The organism is Ligilactobacillus ubinensis, assembly GCF_024160875.1.
Lineage (GTDB): Bacteria > Bacillota > Bacilli > Lactobacillales > Lactobacillaceae > Ligilactobacillus > Ligilactobacillus ubinensis.
The window spans coordinates 41277-58411 of record NZ_JAIULA010000002.1 but is presented as its reverse complement, the minus strand read 5'-3'; the positions used below and the strand labels follow the sequence as shown (position 1 = coordinate 58411).

Annotated in this window: 18 protein-coding genes and 2 tRNA genes; 18 read left to right on the top strand and 2 right to left on the bottom strand. The window is 32.9% G+C overall.

The window, feature by feature from the left end; all coding sequences use genetic code 11:
* The first annotated feature begins 7 nt into the window (after positions 1-7).
* The 10 genes from LB941_RS01415 to trxA all read left to right on the top strand — a co-directional run bounded on the left by LB941_RS01415 (position 8) and on the right by trxA (position 10326).
* Positions 8-1354 carry a DEAD/DEAH box helicase gene (locus LB941_RS01415; RefSeq protein WP_253358862.1) on the top strand — a complete coding sequence of 449 codons (1347 nt, stop codon included), beginning with the start codon at positions 8-10 and terminating at the stop codon, positions 1352-1354.
* Between the two features lie 260 nt (positions 1355-1614).
* Positions 1615-4263 (top strand): alanine--tRNA ligase, encoded by a 2649-nt coding sequence (gene alaS, locus LB941_RS01410; protein WP_253358861.1) that lies wholly within the window; start codon positions 1615-1617, stop codon positions 4261-4263.
* A 324-nt stretch (positions 4264-4587) separates the two neighbouring features.
* Positions 4588-5415: a Cof-type HAD-IIB family hydrolase gene (locus LB941_RS01405; protein ID WP_253358860.1), complete on the top strand. Its 828-nt coding sequence runs from the start codon at positions 4588-4590 to the stop codon at positions 5413-5415.
* A 189-nt stretch (positions 5416-5604) separates the two neighbouring features.
* A complete protein-coding gene (locus LB941_RS01400; protein WP_253358859.1) occupies positions 5605-5865 on the top strand; it encodes an IreB family regulatory phosphoprotein in 261 nt (86 codons plus the stop codon).
* A complete protein-coding gene (gene ruvX, locus LB941_RS01395) occupies positions 5866-6306 on the top strand; it encodes a Holliday junction resolvase RuvX (protein ID WP_253358857.1) in 441 nt (146 codons plus the stop codon).
* A 16-nt stretch (positions 6307-6322) separates the two neighbouring features.
* Positions 6323-6616: a DUF1292 domain-containing protein gene (locus tag LB941_RS01390; RefSeq protein ID WP_253358855.1), complete on the top strand. Its 294-nt coding sequence runs from the start codon at positions 6323-6325 to the stop codon at positions 6614-6616.
* Positions 6617-6748: 132 nt separating this feature from the next.
* The gene (locus tag LB941_RS01385) at positions 6749-7012 is read left to right on the top strand and encodes a cell division protein ZapA (RefSeq protein WP_253358853.1); all 264 of its coding nucleotides are present in this window, start codon (positions 6749-6751) and stop codon (positions 7010-7012) included.
* 12 nt (positions 7013-7024) lie between these two features.
* Complete coding sequence (locus LB941_RS01380) at positions 7025-7546, top strand: CvpA family protein (protein ID WP_253358851.1); 522 nt, start codon at positions 7025-7027, stop codon at positions 7544-7546.
* 28 nt (positions 7547-7574) lie between these two features.
* Positions 7575-9935, top strand: coding sequence for an endonuclease MutS2 (locus LB941_RS01375; RefSeq protein WP_253358847.1), 2361 nt, complete (start codon positions 7575-7577; stop codon positions 9933-9935).
* A gap of 79 nt (positions 9936-10014) precedes the next feature.
* Entirely contained in the window at positions 10015-10326 is a 312-nt protein-coding gene (gene trxA, locus LB941_RS01370; RefSeq protein WP_253358845.1) for a thioredoxin, read from the top strand.
* Between the two features lie 186 nt (positions 10327-10512).
* Here the strand turns inward: trxA and LB941_RS01365 are convergent, their stop codons facing one another.
* Positions 10513-11025 carry a YslB family protein gene (locus LB941_RS01365; RefSeq protein ID WP_253358844.1) on the bottom strand — a complete coding sequence of 171 codons (513 nt, stop codon included), beginning with the start codon at positions 11023-11025 and terminating at the stop codon, positions 10513-10515.
* A gap of 174 nt (positions 11026-11199) precedes the next feature.
* Here LB941_RS01365 and LB941_RS01360 point away from each other — a divergent pair, with 174 nt between their 5' ends.
* The 6 genes from LB941_RS01360 (at position 11200) to LB941_RS01335 (ending at position 14218) form a co-directional block, all read left to right on the top strand.
* Complete coding sequence (locus LB941_RS01360; RefSeq protein WP_253358843.1) at positions 11200-11802, top strand: XTP/dITP diphosphatase; 603 nt, start codon at positions 11200-11202, stop codon at positions 11800-11802.
* A gap of 1 nt (position 11803) precedes the next feature.
* Positions 11804-12328, top strand: a complete 525-nt coding sequence (locus LB941_RS01355) for a metallophosphoesterase (RefSeq protein ID WP_253358841.1) — start codon at positions 11804-11806, stop codon at positions 12326-12328.
* A gap of 229 nt (positions 12329-12557) precedes the next feature.
* Positions 12558-12630 (top strand) — tRNA-Glu (locus LB941_RS01350).
* Between the two features lie 251 nt (positions 12631-12881).
* The gene (locus tag LB941_RS01345) at positions 12882-13220 is read left to right on the top strand and encodes a hypothetical protein (protein ID WP_253358838.1); all 339 of its coding nucleotides are present in this window, start codon (positions 12882-12884) and stop codon (positions 13218-13220) included.
* Positions 13221-13519: 299 nt separating this feature from the next.
* A complete protein-coding gene (locus tag LB941_RS01340; protein WP_425270475.1) occupies positions 13520-13723 on the top strand; it encodes a hypothetical protein in 204 nt (67 codons plus the stop codon).
* Between the two features lie 105 nt (positions 13724-13828).
* On the top strand, positions 13829-14218 hold the full coding sequence (locus LB941_RS01335) for a nuclear transport factor 2 family protein (RefSeq protein WP_253358834.1): 390 nt from the start codon (positions 13829-13831) through the stop codon (positions 14216-14218).
* Positions 14219-14552: 334 nt separating this feature from the next.
* On the opposite strand, the gene LB941_RS01330 is transcribed toward LB941_RS01335, so the two are convergent.
* Positions 14553-14625, bottom strand: a tRNA-Gln gene (locus LB941_RS01330).
* Positions 14626-14905: 280 nt separating this feature from the next.
* Between LB941_RS01330 and LB941_RS01325 the strand changes: the two genes are divergently transcribed.
* Both LB941_RS01325 and LB941_RS01320 read left to right on the top strand, forming a co-directional pair.
* Positions 14906-16363 carry an amino acid ABC transporter substrate-binding protein/permease gene (locus LB941_RS01325; protein ID WP_253358832.1) on the top strand — a complete coding sequence of 486 codons (1458 nt, stop codon included), beginning with the start codon at positions 14906-14908 and terminating at the stop codon, positions 16361-16363.
* Entirely contained in the window at positions 16363-17103 is a 741-nt protein-coding gene (locus LB941_RS01320) for an amino acid ABC transporter ATP-binding protein (protein WP_253358830.1), read from the top strand. The genes LB941_RS01325 and LB941_RS01320 overlap by 1 nt, the downstream gene beginning before the upstream one ends.
* The last annotated feature ends 32 nt before the right edge of the window (positions 17104-17135 follow it).

The window sequence follows — 17135 nt, the reverse complement described above, 5'->3', positions numbered from 1 at the left end:
AGAAATAATGCAATTTACAGATTATAAATTTAAATCATTTATCAATGAGGCTTTAGAAGAAATTAATTTCATAGAACCAACAGCAGTACAAGAACGTTTAATCCCAGTTATTAGTAAAGGTAAAAGTGTTGTAGGTCAATCGCAAACAGGAAGTGGAAAAACCCATACATTTTTATTGCCGATATTTAATGCAATAGATGCTAATGAAAAAAAAGTGCAAGCGGTAATTACTACACCCAGTCGTGAATTAGCTTATCAAATTTATGCGGCAGCTAAGCAAATTGCAAAATTCACACAAGGCGAAATTGTTGTTCATAATTATGTGGGAGGAACAGATAAAAAAAGGCAGATTGAAAAGTTAGCGCATACGCAGCCACAAATAGTTATTGGGACACCGGGAAGGGTTCTTGATTTAGTTAAAAGCAATGCATTAGATATTCATAATGCACATTACTTGGTTGTAGATGAAGCAGATATGACTTTAGATTTAGGTTTTTTAAAGGAAACAGATGCAATTGCATCTACATTACCGTCTGATTTACAGATGTTAGTATTTTCAGCTACTATCCCAGTTAAATTACAACCTTTTTTGCATAAATATATGAGCAATCCAGTTATTGAAGTAGTTGAAAATAAAACAGTTATTAGTCCGACTGTCAAGAATTGGCTTTTATCGACAAAGGGTAGAGATCGGAACCAGTTACTGTATCAGATACTGACGATGGGTGAACCATATTTGGCATTGATATTTACCAATACTAAGGTTCGTGCAGATGAATTAACAGATTATCTGCGTTCGCAGGGATTGAAAGTGGCGAAAATTCATGGTGGTATTCAACCGCGTGAACGAAAACGAGTAATGCGTGAAATTCAGAATTTAGAATACCAATTTGTGGTTGCAACAGATTTAGCTGCTCGCGGAATTGATATTGAAGGGATATCCCATGTAATTAACGATGATGTGCCGGAAGATCTAGAATTTTTTGTACATCGTGTGGGACGAACTGGACGAAATGGAATGTCAGGAATTGCAATTACTTTATATAAGCCTAGTGAAGAAGAAAAAATTGAAGAACTTGAACAAATGGGGATACATTTCACACCTAAAGCTATCAAAGCAGGAGAAATAGTTGATTCCTATGATCGCAATCGTCGTGTAAAGCGACATGTACGTAAAAATAAAGTAGCACCAGAACTAAAAGGAATGATTAGTAAAGCTAAGAAGAAAAGAAAACCTGGTTATAAAAATAAGATTAAACGGGTTATTAAGAAAAATGAGCAACAACAACGAAAAATTGAACGACGTCAAGAAATTCATGCACGCCGTAAAGCAAATAAACAGAGCAATGATTAAACTTTTTGGTTGACAAGATTGCGCTTTTTGCCATATACTTTGTTATGAATCAGGATATATTTGTTAATATAATTAGTAAAGAGAGCCTTCGGTTGGTGTAAGAAGGACTTAATTAATCTCAAATGCTCCCTGAGTTAAGAAAATCTATAAACGCTTAAAGAGGCATACGATAATATCGTTGCAAGTAAGGTGGTACCGCGCGTAATTGCGTCCTTACTAGCAACGGTATTTTTATGTTTTAAGAAAGGAAACGGTTAATTATGAAACAATTATCAAGTGCACAAATTAGACAAATGTATCTGGACTTTTTCAAGAGTAAAGGCCATGATGTTATGAAAAGTGCACCATTAGTACCACAGGATGATCCAACTTTGTTATGGATTAATTCAGGGGTTGCAACTATGAAAAAGTTTTTTGATGGATCTGTTGTTCCAAAGAATCATCGAATTACAAGTTCGCAAAAATCTATTCGAACTAATGATATCGAAAACGTCGGTCATACAGCAAGACACCATACATTATTTGAAATGTTGGGCAACTTTTCGATTGGTGATTATTTTAAAGAAGAAGCAATTACTTGGGCATGGGAACTATTAACGAGTCCAGACTGGTTTGCAATTGAACCAGAAAAATTATATGTGACAGTATACCCTAAAGATGATGAAGCAAAACGCGTTTGGCGTGAAGTTGTTGGAATTCCAAGTAACCATATTTTTGAAGTTGAAGATAATTTTTGGGATATTGGTGAAGGCCCATCAGGTCCAGATTCTGAAATATTCTATGATAGAGGACAGGAGCTTTCTGATTTACCTGAAGATGATCCCGAAAACTATCCTGGTGGTGAAAATGAACGTTATCTTGAAATCTGGAATATTGTTTTCTCAGAATTTAACCATAGACCCGATGGAACGTATGAACCATTACCCCATAAAAATATTGATACGGGGATGGGACTCGAAAGAGTAGTATCTGTCTTTCAGCATGCACGAACTAATTTTGAAACTGATTTATTTTTACCAATAATTGATAAAACAGCGAAGTTATCAAAAGAAAGTCATTATGGAGACAATCCAGAAAAAGATGTTTCATTCAAAGTAATTGCTGATCATGCACGAGCAGTTACTTTTGCAATTGGTGATGGAGCCTTACCTTCAAATGAAGGTCGAGGTTATGTTATTCGACGCTTAATTAGACGAGCTGTGATGCATGGACAAAAATTAGGTATTAACGGGACCTTTTTATATAAGCTTGTTTCAGTTGTTGGTGAAATTATGAAATCGGCCTATCCAGAAGTTCTAGAACAAGCTGATTATATTGAAAAGGTTATCCGAATTGAAGAAGAACGTTTTCAAGTAACGCTAAAAGATGGTATGAATTTATTAGATGATTTAATTATTAAGAATCAAAAAGAAAATAATACGATTTTAGCTGGTAAAGATGCTTTTAAACTCTATGATACTTATGGATTCCCATTTGAATTAACAAAAGAATATACAGCGGATGCTGGACTAGATGTTGATAAAGCAGCTTTTGATAACGAAATGGAAAAACAAAAGCAACGTGCTAGAGCAGCAAGAAGCAATGCTAAATCAATGGGCGTGCAAAATGGATTGTTAACAGATATTAAAACTCCTTCAGAATATATAGGGTATAATTCTTTAGTTGCTGAAGGTGCTTTAAAAGACATTATTACTGATGATAAATTAGTGACAGAAATTAATTCTGGTACTGCACAAATGATTTTTTCAAAAACACCATTTTATGCAGAAATGGGAGGACAGGTTGCTGATAAGGGTGTAATTAAAGAACAAAATGGTCAAGTAGTAGCTGAGGTTGTTAATGTACAACATGCACCTAATGGTCAAAATATGCATACTGTTAAGGTGTTAAAACCTATGGCTAGTGAAAAGACATATTTATTAGAAGTGGACCAAGCCTTTCATGATAAAGTTCGTAAAAATCATACAGCAACACACTTGCTAGATCAGGCGTTACGTGATGTGTTAGGCAGCCATACGCATCAAGCTGGGTCATTAGTAGAGCCAACATATTTACGCTTTGACTTTACTAACTTAGGTGCAGTGACTGAAGAAGATTTGCTTAAGGTCGAAGAAATTGTAAATGAAAAAATTTGGGCTAATTTAAAAGTGGAAACAGTTGTTACTGATATTGAAACAGCACAAAAAATGGGAGCAATAGCTTTATTTACTGATAAGTATGGTGATGAAGTACGTGTTGTTAAAATTGGCGACTATTCTATGGAATTCTGTGGTGGAAATCACGTTAATAATACAAATGAATTAGGACTATTTAAAATAGTTTCTGAATCAGGTGTTGGTGCAGGTGTGCGGAGGATTGAAGCTGTGACTTCAAAGGAGGCATATACATTTTTAGCAGAACGGAATAGCTTATTGCAAGAAACAGCAAATAAGTTAAAAGTAACTCAGTTTAAAGAGGTACCACATAAAATAGATCAATTACAAGAACAAGTAAGACAATTAGAACAACAAAAAAAGGCTATTGAAGCTAAAGTTGCTAAACAACAAGCTGAAGCTGTATTCCAAAATGTACAAACAATTAATAACAAAACTTTAATTGCAGCACAGGTTAACGTGTCAGGTATGGAACAATTGCGTCAATTAGCTGACCAGTGGAAGAATCAGAATTTATCAGATGTACTTGTATTAGCAACTACTGCAGGAAAAGGCAAGGTCAACATAATCACAGCAATTAATGGAGCAAGTGTAAAAGAAGGCTTAAAAGCTGGAGATTTGATTAAAACAATTGCTCCGCTAGTTGGCGGTGGTGGTGGTGGTCGCCCGGATATGGCGCAAGCTGGTGGTAAAAAGCCAGAAGGAATTCAATCGGCATTATCTAAAGCAGCAGAATGGCTAGAACAACAAGGATAAGCTGTTTAATTTTGTAATATAAGACGTAAAGAGTCTAGGAAATAAAGACGTATTTCTAAAGTTAAGGTGAACTTCACTTAATTATTGGGAGTATACGCTCAAAGTTCCTAGACGTTTTTTTATTTCTGAATATTTGATGTCAAAATGTGTATAAATAGTTAATTTCAATTAATCATGTAATCTAGTCGATTCAAATGTTGAATTGTTTAGGCTAATTATATAAGTGTTTGCTAGCTACTTTATATAAAGGTAGCTTGCGAAATACAATTGAAAGCGATATTATTAAAATGAATTAAGGATGCTGCAGTAGTTGGAGGAATTATTATGTCAAAGATTAAGTTATTTGCAACAGATATCGATAATACACTGATTAATTCAGAAGAAAAGGTTACTTTACGTGTCAAAGAAGCAATCTTAGAAGCTAAGAAACAGGGAGTAAAGATTGTTTTATGTACAGGAAGACCATTGTCTGGTATCAAGCATATTCTTCAAGATTTAGGTTTAGACAATCAAGATGATGAGTTTGTGGTTTGTTTTGGTGGAGCACTTGTCCAAAGTACATCAGGCAAAGTATTGTATCAAAAAGAGCTTTCATATGCTGAATATATGGAATTAGAATTTTTAGCACGTAAGTATGATATTTATTTACAAATGGAGAGCATGGATCGAATTTATGTAGCTAATAGGGATCTGTCATTATACTCAAGTCAAATTAGCAACAGAACATCTTTACCAATTTCATTTAGAACGCCAGAGGAAATGAAAGATATACATTCTATCAAAGCAATGTATATTAGTGAACCAGATAAACTAATTAAGTTAGAAAATGATATGTATGCTGGAAAGTTTGATAATTTAGTAGAAAGATTGACATTCTCTAAAAGTAAGCCATTTTTGTTTGAAGCGAATGCTAAAAATGTAACAAAGGCACAAGGACTCCAAGTTTTAAGTCATGAATTGAAAATTAAGCCAACTGAAATGATGACAATTGGTGATCAACAGAATGACGAAAGTATGATAGAGTTGGCTGGTGTTGGAGTCGCGATGGAAAATGGAATTTCAACATTAAAGCAAAAGGCAGATTACATCACAACTGATAATAATCATGATGGGGTAGCAGCTGCGCTTGAGAAATTTGTATTAAAAGGGTAACAATTATTCTTGAGTAAGTTTAGAAGATAATAATTATTGAAATATGATTAGTGATTATAGCAAGAATAATATTTGAAATATAACAAATACATTACGAATAATTTACATTAAGTTGTTTTAATTGTGACATTGGTCGTACTTTAGTAGAATGGAAAGTGGGAGTAATTGAGAAAGTGGAGGTGCGATCAAATGAGTTCATTAGATAAAACAATGTACTTTGACTTTGATAATAATCATCAAAAAGATGTCCGTGAAACATTGAAAACAGTATATTCAGCTTTGGAAGAAAAAGGGTACAATCCAATTAACCAAATAGTTGGGTACCTACTTTCAGGAGATCCAGCTTATATTCCACGTCTTAATGATGCGCGTAATTTGATTAGGAAATACGAAAGAGATGAAATTATTGAGGAACTTGTTCGAGCATATCTCAATAAGGAGGAAGAATAAGTGGGACGCTTAATGGGGTTAGATGTTGGTTCACGTACAGTAGGAATAGCGATAAGCGACCTTTTAGGGTGGACTGCTCAAGGTGTCGAGATTATTCGAATCAATGAAGAAAATCAGGAATTTGGAATCGATAGAGTAGCTGAGTTAGTTAAAGAACATGATGTGGTTGGATTTGTTCTAGGTTTGCCTAAAAATATGAATAATACACTAGGGCCACGTGCACAAGCTGCGCACGATTATGGAGCCTTATTACAAGACAAATTTAATTTGCCAATTGATTTTCAAGATGAACGCTTGACAACAGTCGAAGCAGAACGTATGCTTGTTGAGCAGGCGGATACGTCGCGAGAAAAGCGTAAAAAGGTTATTGACAAATTAGCTGCAAGTTTGATTTTGCAAAACTATCTTGACAGTAAGGGAAAACTTTTGCAAGAAATATAAAAAAAGAGGTGCCATAATGACACAGCAAAATAATGAAGATTTAATTACTTTGGTAGATGACCAAGGAAATGAAACAATATATCAAGTTTTATTTACCTTTGAATCAGAAGATTACGAAAAATCTTATATTCTTTTAATTCCAGCTGAATCCGAACCAGAAGAACAAGTTGATGTTCTAGCGTTTTCATTTGATCCAGATGATAATGGTGAGGCAACTGATGCGGAACTTCACGATATCGAAAGTGATGAAGAATGGGATATGGTTGAAGGTGTCTTGGATACTTTCTTAAATGATGAAAATATGCAGTAAGCAAAGATAAGCAAGAACTTTTCGAATAAGAAGAGGCTCTTGCTTTTTTTGTAAATCTATTCAGAAACTATGAGTAGTAGCAGTGAATGTGTTAAAATAAAAGGAGCTAGCAAAAAAAGAGGAGGCGCCAGTATGGGTGAACAAACGCGGCGTTTTAAAGTCAAAATTGACGGCCAAGTTTACACAGTTATAGGCCAACATACACCAGAACACATGAAAGCCGTGGTAGATACAGTACAGAAACAATTAGATGAAATCAAAGAACTAATGCCTTCATTAAGTCGTGAAAAAGCAGCGATACTAATAGCATTGAATGCCGTTTCTGATCAGTTAGAAAAGCAAGCTCAATTAGAATACTTGCAAGCAGATAAAGATGAACAAATAGGTGAAGAATAAGTAGGTGAGAATGTGATTATCTCTTTAATTATTATTATATTGTTGATATTAGCATTTCGGCATGGAATACGGAAGGGGCTAGTATTACCTATATTGAATTTTATAGGTTATATCTTGGTCTTATTTATTTCTCTACATTTTGCAACGTCATTTGGTGACTTTTTGGCGACACGCTTACCTGATCTTGGTGGTTCAACTAGTACTTCTATTTTGGGAATAGCAAATATTAGTATTTCACAACTAATTTATCGTGTATTAGCGTTTTGGATTATAATTTTAGCGGGTGGAATTGTTTTTCGTTTTGTAGCTCGGGTAATTAATGGGGTATTTAAGCTCCCTTTATTATCACAATTAAATTCCCTTATAGGTGGTATTTTGTCTTTAGTAGTGATGTATATTGCAATCTTTTTTGGAGTTTTAATATTATCAACAGGGCCAACTGAGAGCATAAAGGCATCAGTAACTAGTGCTCCTGTAGCTAATTTTATTTTAGAGAAGACACCACTTTTTTCCCAAGCTTTAGCTAGTAACTAATTAATTCAAATAAAAAGGTGGGTGCATTTTGAATAATAAAGATTTAGATACCTTGGAATATAATAAAATAAAGCAACGATTGTACCAATTTGCGACGACAGAAATGGGACAACAGATTATTAACAAATTAGTTCCAAGTGATGATTTAAAAACAGTTCAATCAACTTTGAATGAAACCCAAGATGGAGCAGATATATTGCGGTTAAAGGGTGGAGTTCCAATTCCACATTTAAATGCGATATCTGTATATTTAAAAAGATTAGACATGAAAGCTGATTTAAATGGTAAGGAATTAGCAGCGATTGGCGCAGTTTTGCGTACCACAAATGAAGTTAAAAAGTTTTTACGTGATTTACAAAATGACGAGGTGAAATTACTAACACTGTATGAAAGTGCCCATAATTTACAGACAATTCCAGAGATTAGTCGTAAATTATTACTTTCTATTGAAAATGATGGACATGTTACTAATGATGCTTCAACATTACTTAAAAGTTTAAGACAGCAAATTAATGCAACAGAAGAAACGATTAGAAGTAAACTTGCAGATTTTACCCGGCAAAAAAAATCTAAGTATTTAAGTGACTCAGTTGTTACAATTAGAAATGATCGGTATGTAATTCCAGTAAAATCTGAATACCGAGGTCAGTTTGGTGGTATTGTGCATGATCAAAGTTCATCAGGAGCAACTCTTTTTATTGAACCACGAGAGATTGTAGATTTAAATAATAGGTTGAAAAAACAACAGGCTGATGAGAAAGAAGAAATTAGACGAATTTTAGCGGAGTTATCTGCTGAAATTGCACCATTTACAGCCGAAATTGCACAAAATTCGTATATTTTAGGCGAGCTTGATTTTATTAATGCTAAAGCAAAATTTGCGGCTAGTTTAAAAGCTACCCAACCACAGGTATCTGCTGAAAATGATATTTATTTGCGTCAAGTTTGGCATCCATTACTAGATTTGAAAAAAGCTGTGAAAAATGATATTACATTAGGGAAAGATTATCAAGCAATTATTATTACAGGTCCTAACACGGGTGGTAAAACAATTACCTTAAAAACGCTCGGTATAATACAATTAATGGGGCAATCTGGTTTATTTATTTCTGCAGCAGAAAATAGTCGGATTGGCGTTTTTTCAAATATTTTTGCAGATATTGGTGATGAGCAGTCAATTGAACAAAGTTTGAGTACATTTTCTGCACATATGACTAATATTGTTGAAATATTACATTCAATAGATGAACGCTCGCTGGCTTTGTTTGATGAATTAGGTGCAGGAACAGATCCACAGGAAGGTTCCGCACTGGCTATTGCTATTTTAGATGCTTTAGGAGCGAAAGGTAGCTATGTTATTGCGACAACACACTATCCTGAATTAAAGGTGTATGGTTATGAACGACCAGGAACCATTAATGCTTCAATGGAATTTGATAGTCAAACTCTTAGACCAACATATCGTTTATTAATTGGAATTCCAGGACGAAGTAACGCATTAGATATTTCGCTTAGGTTGGGACTCGATAAGACAATTGTCACTGCAGCACGGCAGTTAACTGCTGCAGATAGTCAAAATTTAAATGCGATGATTACTGATTTGGTCAATAAACGACATGATGCGGAAGAAAGGGCAATTAATTTACAAAGTGAGTTAGAAAAAGCAGAAAAATTACATGCTGATTTGGAAAAAAATTATACGCAATTTGTTAGTGAACGTGAAAAATTGATAGAAGCAGCTAAAGCCAAGGCAAACGAAATTGTAACTAAAACTAAAGAAGAGTCAGCAAGTATTATTGCTAATCTAAGAAAAATGCGCTTAGATGGCGGAAATAGTATTAAAGAAAATGAGTTAATTGATGCACAATCACAACTTAATCAACTTGAAAAACCGATTAAATTGCAAAAAAATAAAGTTTTGAAAAGAGCCAAATCAAAAAAAGAGTTTAAACCCAATGATGATGTTTTAGTTACTTCATATGGACAGCGTGGGGTGTTGTTGCAAAAATTAGCAAGTCACACTTGGGAAGTTCAATTAGGTATTTTAAAGATGAAAATTGCGGAAAGTGATTTAGAAAAAATTAGAATTGAAGAAAAGCATGCTCCAAGAGCAAATACAGTTTTACGTTCAAGTTCAAAGCAACATGTTTCTCCTAAATTGGACTTACGCGGTCAACGCTATGAAGAAGCCATGAATAATGTAGATCATTATATTGATGCAGCTATTTTAGCTGGCTATCCTTCTGTAACTATTGTTCATGGCAAGGGGACTGGAGCTTTACGTAATGGAATTACCCAATATTTACAGCAAAACAGTGCAGTGAAAAATTTTGAATTTGCAGCTCCAAATGCAGGTGGTAATGGAGCAACGATTGTTTACTTTAATTAAAGAGCAGTAAACTTGCTTTTTTTAGCTAGTATGTTATCATTTGCTTACGAAAAGTAACATTGAATGGAGGAATTTAAAAATGGTTAAAGAATTTACAGATCAAACATTTGATAAAGAAACAGCAAAAGGTGTAACTTTGACAGACTTTTGGGCAACATGGTGTGGTCCTTGTCGTATGCAATCACCAGTTATTGAACAGTTAGCTGGTGAAATGGGTGATAAAGTCGTTTTTGGTAAGGTAGATGTTGATAAGAATCAAGCAACAGCCACTAAATTTGGTATTATGAGTATTCCAACATTGCTTATCAAAAAAGATGGTGAAGTTGTGGATACTATTGTAGGATATCATCCTAAAGATGTTATCCAAGCTAAATTGGAACAATATATTTAATTTAAAGAATACAAAAAAGCTGATATATTATGGGGTGCTTCATAATATGTCAGCTTTTTTATATTTAGAATATTTTTAGTTACAAATATTTGGTTTTGAAATGTGCACCAAAATTAATCCTGAGTATTCAGGATAAGGTATTAAATAACTGTCTTTTATTCCATTTTTAGTGGTAGTGGCACGAGATTAATTTTCTTCTGATATTGTATCAGCGTGTAATATTTCTAGAGGTGTTAATTGTTTATATAAGTCAGGATTTACGTAGTCTTTTGTATCAAATTGGACAATGAGCGTAACAACTCCTTTACGCTCATTAGCGTTATCTAAAAAGGCTTCAGATAAAACTTTGGTTTGATTTTGTATTGTTTCAGCCAAAAAACCACATTCTAATTTGAAATCAGCTTCCTTACTTAATTTAAGGCGAGTGGCTATTATTGGACCAGATAATGTGAAAATCTGTTGATTGCCTTTATTCTTTTTATGAGTTAACAGCCCCCAACCTGCTTGTTCAAAAAAGAGTGGAAGGTCAGCTTCGTTAGCAACAAAAAATTGACGTGCTAATTTTTTTCCTGCCCAATATAAAATATTGTTATCGCCATCTGTAAGTTGAGGCAATAAAGAGTCACGTAAAACAGTTAAACCAAATGTAGAAATCTTAGTTTTATCTGCAAGTGATAAATCGTAAAAATTGTCGTTCATACATATTCCTCCAATGATATCTAATTATACATTATAACCTGTTTACTAGAAATGCAAACTGTTTTTTATCTTTACTAAAAAATTTATAAATATGTTTACTTATTAAAGTAGGACTTGATTGAAATTATAATAGCCAAATGGCATAATAGTATAAGTATAAAGTGAGGTGGCAAAATGGAAAATGACACTATTTTAATTGCAACAAATAATCTGGGGAAAGCGCGTGAATATGCAAATATTTTTGCTGAATTGGGACTAAAAATAAAAACATTAGCAGATTATACTGCATTACCCAAAATAAATGAGAATGGAACTACATTTACTCAAAATGCGCGAATAAAAGCGCAAACGATAGCTACAGCATTAAATATACCTGTTTTAGCTGATGATTCAGGTTTAATTGTAGATGCATTAAATGGTGAACCTGGTATTTATTCAGCTAGATATGCTGGTGATCATGATGATGTAGCAAATAATAAAAAACTGCTTGATAATTTGAAAATGGTCCCAGAAGAGCAAAGAACAGCACACTTTCATTGTTCGATAGTAGTAATACATCCAAAGAAAGATGAATTAGTAGCAACTGGGGATGCTTATGGTGTGATTTTGAAAGAAAAAAGGGGTATAGATGGTTTTGGGTATGATCCCTTATTTTATTATCCTGAGTTAGGCAAAACATTTGCTGAATTGACAGCAACTCAAAAAAATAAAGTTAGTCATCGAGGAATTGCGACACGGAATTTAATGAATAAATTTGCTAATTGGTGGGAGGATTAGTATGCGATATTTAGTAGTGAGTGATAGTCATGGAGACCGAGAAATTTTAGTCAAGTTACTCAAGCATTACAGTGATAAGGTTGATTTATTATTACATTGTGGAGATTCAGAATTACCGGCCAATGATGAATTGTTTAAAAGCTATGCTGTTGTAACTGGCAATTGTGACTATGATCCAGCTTTTGCAGAAAAAAAAGTAATTAAGAGTGGGGAAGACAAAATTTTACTTGCTCATGGTCATTTGTTAGGTGTAGGTATTAATTTGCAAAAAATCGCTAGTTTAGCTGAAAATGTTGATGCAAACCTAGTTTTTTTTGGACATACACATCAATTAGGAACAGAATTTGTGAATAATCGTTTGTATCTTAATCCAGGTAGCATTAGTTTTCCTAGAGGTGCATATCAATATGTAGGTGGAACATATTGTATTGTTGAGACGACAACTAAAGTTATAGATGTGCAGTATTACACACGAGATATGAAAGAAGTTCCTAAATTACATGTTCAGTTTAAAAGAAATGATTAATAGAATTAAAAATCTGAGAAGAAAACTTTTGCAATTTGGTGTATTTACATTTTTTTTAATTATAAATCAAAGATTTTTACAACTTCCCATATTAAATTGGGTAATAGTGTTATCACTTATGTATTGTGCGATAATATTCATCATGTATTTGCATACTATAATTATTTTTATGCAAAAAAAAATTGACAAAAATGAATAATAGTATATAATAATATAAGTGTTCTGCTATTGCCCGTTGGTCAAATTGGTTAAGACGTCGCCCTCTCAAGGCGGAGTTACGGGTTCGATCCCCGTACGGGTGATATTTTTGTATCATGTTTGTAGAAATTGAGACTGCGAATGAAAACTTTTTATAAAGTTTAGCACAGTTAGTATATTTATAAATAATATGGATTGTGTATTTATGATATATGCAATTCATATTTTTTTAAATATACAAAAGTATAAAGCTTTTTGACTTATTGCAAATGAAATAATATTATATATATAGGTAGTTGGATATTAAAAAAGTAAAGCTTGTTGATAATAGAAACTGTCAAAAGGAGGAATTAACATGCTTAGGAAAACAAAGAATTTTTTAAAAGCACATAATGTAGCGTATGAGAAAGAGCACGTTAATCCATTGATGGTGCCCGAAAAGAACTACATTCTAAAATTTGAAAAAAATGATGAAGGTAATTACTTAAACAGGTTCATTGTGGAACACAATTATACGTGGACAGGAAGAACAAAGATAAATAAAATTTCATTACGTTTGCACGGACAAATTCATCCACGTGAATTTAAAAATGAGAATGAACTTTTGCGTTATTTGAAAAAAAATGCTTATCGATATGCTGAAGATATGAAAAAAAAGGCAAAGAAGAAACAACATAAATTTGAAGGTGTTTAAGATAAGTTTGACTTTTAGCTAAAAGAGCGTTGTTGTTGTAGTAGTACAATTGATAGCTATTAATTAAAGTGTTCTTTAAAAATGGTACTGATAGAAACAAATTCTATTTAATACCATTTTTTATTTTCATAATTTTATTAATTACATGAATAAAGCGAAGATGATAAATCATATAAGCTATAGGAAATTTATATAACTATCTATATGTCGTTTTATGCAATCTAAGGAGGATTTTTTTGGATAAAGAAATAAAATTTATTCGTATCATAGGTAAAGTTGCTACTGTATTAGCAATATTAATGTATGTTTCGTATATTCCACAGATACTAAGCAATTTGAATGGCAACTATGGTAATCCAGTGCAACCATTAGTAGCTGCAATAAACGGATTATTTTGGTGTACGTATGCTTATTTTAAAAAGAATAGAGACTGGCCCGTATTTTTGGCAAATCTTCCAGGAATTTTATTTGGGGCAATTGCTTTTGTGACTGCGCTTCATTAAATATTACAACTCTATAACTAGATATATAAGTTTTAGAGTTAATCACTTTTTGGTTCTTATGTTTAATAATTTGATTCTTGGGCTATAGAAATTAAGGAGCAATTTATGCGCAATGAATATAGAAAGAAATTAATTGCAGAATATTTTCAGATGTGGGTGCAACGAGACTTTTCTAAGCTTGATGCTATTTTTGACACAAATATTTTTTATCGTGAATGTTACGGTGCGTGTTATCAAAATCTTGATGAAATTCACCTGTGGGTAAGACATCAATTAGAAAAACAAGTTGTTTTAGATTGGGCAATAAATACAGTTAATATAGAGAAAAACTACTTTTTTGTAACTTGGACTTTTCATGCAAAAGAGAAAAGCGAAGATATCTTTGATGGTATATCTAAAATTAGATTTAATGATAGTGATAAAATATCAGAAATTATTGAATATGAAACAAAGCATGAAATTTTTTATCCATTTTCTATGCCAGAACTGCAATGATAATAAAAAATTCAAGATGATAAGTAGTCATTTAAAGCGTGCAGGATTTGTTACAAACACTTTGAATTAGACTAGAATAGAGTTGAAGTAGATCTAGAACTCTACACAACTTTAAATGAAACGACCAACAGAGTATTGTAAGAGCCTCATTCTTAATTGGATGAGGTGTTTTTGTTGTTCTAAGAGAATTATTTATGCTAAGTGCATGCTTGAAAATTAGAATTTTTGCGGTGCATTTGAAATTAAAAACATCAAAATAGACAATAAATTAAAAAACAAAAAAGCTATTAAATCAACTGTTTAAGAAGATTCAATAGCTTTAAAATATACGTTATTGGGCATACAGGGCTCGAACCTGTAAATTATGGATTCAGAGTCCACTGCCTTACCAATTTGGCGAATGCCCACTAAATAATCAACTATTATATTATATTATCTCAATGTAGGGTAGTCAACTATTTTTATTAAATTTTCTAAGGTTGAAATAGTTTGTCTATAGTAATGAAAGCAGCATTTGATAATAAAAAAATATTTATTAAATTTGGATAATAAAAAAAAGCTAATATAATGAAAAGTAATTATTGAAATAGCTGAACTAGAGAGTTTCTTATGTTAGAGAATATAACATTTTATTACAATTGTGTGTTATAATAAGAATACACTAATAAAGATTGGGGAAATTTTCATATGAAAAAGTTTATAGTTTGGTTTAGCTTGGTGTTTGGTTTTGCATTTATTGCAACTGTAGGACAACCTACGCAACAAGTTGAGGCATCCGAGAAAACTTATACAATAGCTACTGATGTTACATTCCCCCCATTTGTTTATGCAAACTCAAACAACAAGTACGTTGGGATTGATATGGAACTGATCAAGGCAGTTGCTAAAAAAGAAGGATTTAAGGTTGAAATAAAACCTATTGGCTTTAACGCTGCAATACAAGCGGTCCAGTCTGGTCAAGTGGATGGTATGATTGCAGGAATGTCTATAACAACTGAACGGAAAAAGACATTTGATTTTTCAAATCCATACTATTCATCAGGAATTGTAATGGCGGTGAAAAAGGGAAGTAAAGTCACAAGCTTAAAACAATTAAAAGGGAAAACAGTTGCTATAAAAACAGGAACATCTGGGGCAGATTATGCTAATTCAATCAAGAAGAAATATGGTTTTAAAACAGTAACCTTTGATGATTCGGATAGCGTATATGATGATGTTAAAACAGGTAATGCAGTAGCTTGTTTTGATGATAGTGCAGTATTGCAATACGGTGTTAAAACAGGATTAGGACTTAAAATTGTTACAAAGCCAACAGATACAGGAAATTATGGTTTTGCAGTGAGAAAGGGACATAATCAAGTACTATTAAATAAATTTAATAAGGGATTAAAGGCTCTAAAGAAAGATGGTACATATGCCAAGATTATAGAAAAATATACAGGCAAAAAAGCAGTATCAGCACAAAAGAAGTCATCAGAAAACTCAAGCGATAGTTATACAATGTTAGCTTTATTGAAACAGAATAAAAGTGCGTTTATAAGTGGGATTGAAGAAACGTTGTGGTTAACCATTGTCGGAATTCTATTTGCAACAATCTTTGGAATTTTAATTGGATTACTAGGTGTTGTTCCTAGTAAAATTGCACAAGGACTTTCAACGACAATTATATATATCTTCCGTGGGTTACCACTGATTGTCTTAGCATTATTTATTTACAATGGCATTCCAAGTTTAACAGGAACAAAAGTTCCGGCTTTTGTTGCCGGGATTATAACACTTACTTTAAATGAAGGTGCATATATCGGGGCTTTTGTTAAAGGTGGTATAGAAGCTGTTGATAGTGGCCAAATGGAGGCAGCACGTAGTTTAGGATTACCTTTTAGTAAATCAATGCGTAAAGTAGTTTTACCACAAGGAATAAAAATTATGATTCCATCTTTTGTTAATCAATTCATTATTACGCTAAAAGATACGTCTATACTATCTGTTATTGGAATTCTTGAATTGACACAAACAGGTAAGATTATTATTGCACGTAATTTACAGGGATTTAGAATTTGGGCAATAGTTGCTGTGATTTACTTATTGATGATTACAGTATTAACGCTCTTATCTAAGTGGATTGAACGGAGGATTAAAAACTAATGTCGGAATACAAAGTTAATGTCACAAATTTAAAGAAAAATTATGGCGCCAATCATGTTTTAAAGGGAATTGATTTTAAAGTTGCTAATAATGAAGTTGTTGTTTTAATAGGCCCATCTGGTTCAGGAAAAAGTACGTTATTGCGTTGCTTAAATAAGCTTGAGGAACCTACTAGCGGTTCAATTGTTATTGATGGTCAAGATATTAGTTTATCTTCTACTAATATAGATAAAGCGCGTGAAAATATCGGTATGGTTTTCCAACATTTTAATTTATTTAATAATATGACTGTTGGTGAAAATATAATGTTAGCACCAATAGAATTAGGAAAAAGTTCAAAAGATGAAGCTAAGAAACAAGCGAAAGATTTGTTAGAGACAGTTGGTTTATCAGAAAAATTTGATGCAATGCCATCTTCACTTTCAGGTGGTCAAAAGCAGAGAGTTGCTATTGCACGTGCTTTAGCTATGAATCCAGATGTAATGTTATTTGATGAACCTACTAGTGCTTTAGATCCAGAAATGGTCGGAGATGTTTTAGAGGTTATGAAGGATTTAGCCAAAAAAGGGATGACAATGGTTGTGGTAACACATGAAATGGGATTTGCTAAAGAAGTAGCAGATAGAGTTGTCTTTATGGCAGATGGTCGTGTAATGGAAGAAGGAAAACCTGATCAAGTATTTGATCATCCTCAAAATGAACGGACTAAGGCGTTCTTGGATAAAGTAATCAATGTTTAATTTTAAATGGCTAGAAAGCGGTGAAGTTATTT

Bases quoted from the DNA above. Each gene is read 5' to 3' on its own strand.
- LB941_RS01415 (WP_253358862.1), top strand. From the start codon at position 8: ATGCAATTTACAGATTATAAATTTAAATCATTTATCAATGAGGCTTTA.
- alaS (WP_253358861.1), top strand. From the start codon at position 1,615: ATGAAACAATTATCAAGTGCACAAATTAGACAAATGTATCTGGACTTT.
- LB941_RS01405 (WP_253358860.1), top strand. From the start codon at position 4,588: ATGTCAAAGATTAAGTTATTTGCAACAGATATCGATAATACACTGATT.
- LB941_RS01400 (WP_253358859.1), top strand. From the start codon at position 5,605: ATGAGTTCATTAGATAAAACAATGTACTTTGACTTTGATAATAATCAT.
- LB941_RS01390 (WP_253358855.1), top strand. From the start codon at position 6,323: ATGACACAGCAAAATAATGAAGATTTAATTACTTTGGTAGATGACCAA.
- LB941_RS01385 (WP_253358853.1), top strand. From the start codon at position 6,749: ATGGGTGAACAAACGCGGCGTTTTAAAGTCAAAATTGACGGCCAAGTT.
- trxA (WP_253358845.1), top strand. From the start codon at position 10,015: ATGGTTAAAGAATTTACAGATCAAACATTTGATAAAGAAACAGCAAAA.
- LB941_RS01365 (WP_253358844.1), bottom strand. From the start codon at position 11,025: ATGAACGACAATTTTTACGATTTATCACTTGCAGATAAAACTAAGATT.
- LB941_RS01360 (WP_253358843.1), top strand. From the start codon at position 11,200: ATGGAAAATGACACTATTTTAATTGCAACAAATAATCTGGGGAAAGCG.
- LB941_RS01355 (WP_253358841.1), top strand. From the start codon at position 11,804: ATGCGATATTTAGTAGTGAGTGATAGTCATGGAGACCGAGAAATTTTA.
- LB941_RS01345 (WP_253358838.1), top strand. From the start codon at position 12,882: ATGCTTAGGAAAACAAAGAATTTTTTAAAAGCACATAATGTAGCGTAT.
- LB941_RS01340 (WP_425270475.1), top strand. From the start codon at position 13,520: ATGTATGTTTCGTATATTCCACAGATACTAAGCAATTTGAATGGCAAC.
- LB941_RS01335 (WP_253358834.1), top strand. From the start codon at position 13,829: ATGCGCAATGAATATAGAAAGAAATTAATTGCAGAATATTTTCAGATG.
- LB941_RS01325 (WP_253358832.1), top strand. From the start codon at position 14,906: ATGAAAAAGTTTATAGTTTGGTTTAGCTTGGTGTTTGGTTTTGCATTT.
- LB941_RS01320 (WP_253358830.1), top strand. From the start codon at position 16,363: ATGTCGGAATACAAAGTTAATGTCACAAATTTAAAGAAAAATTATGGC.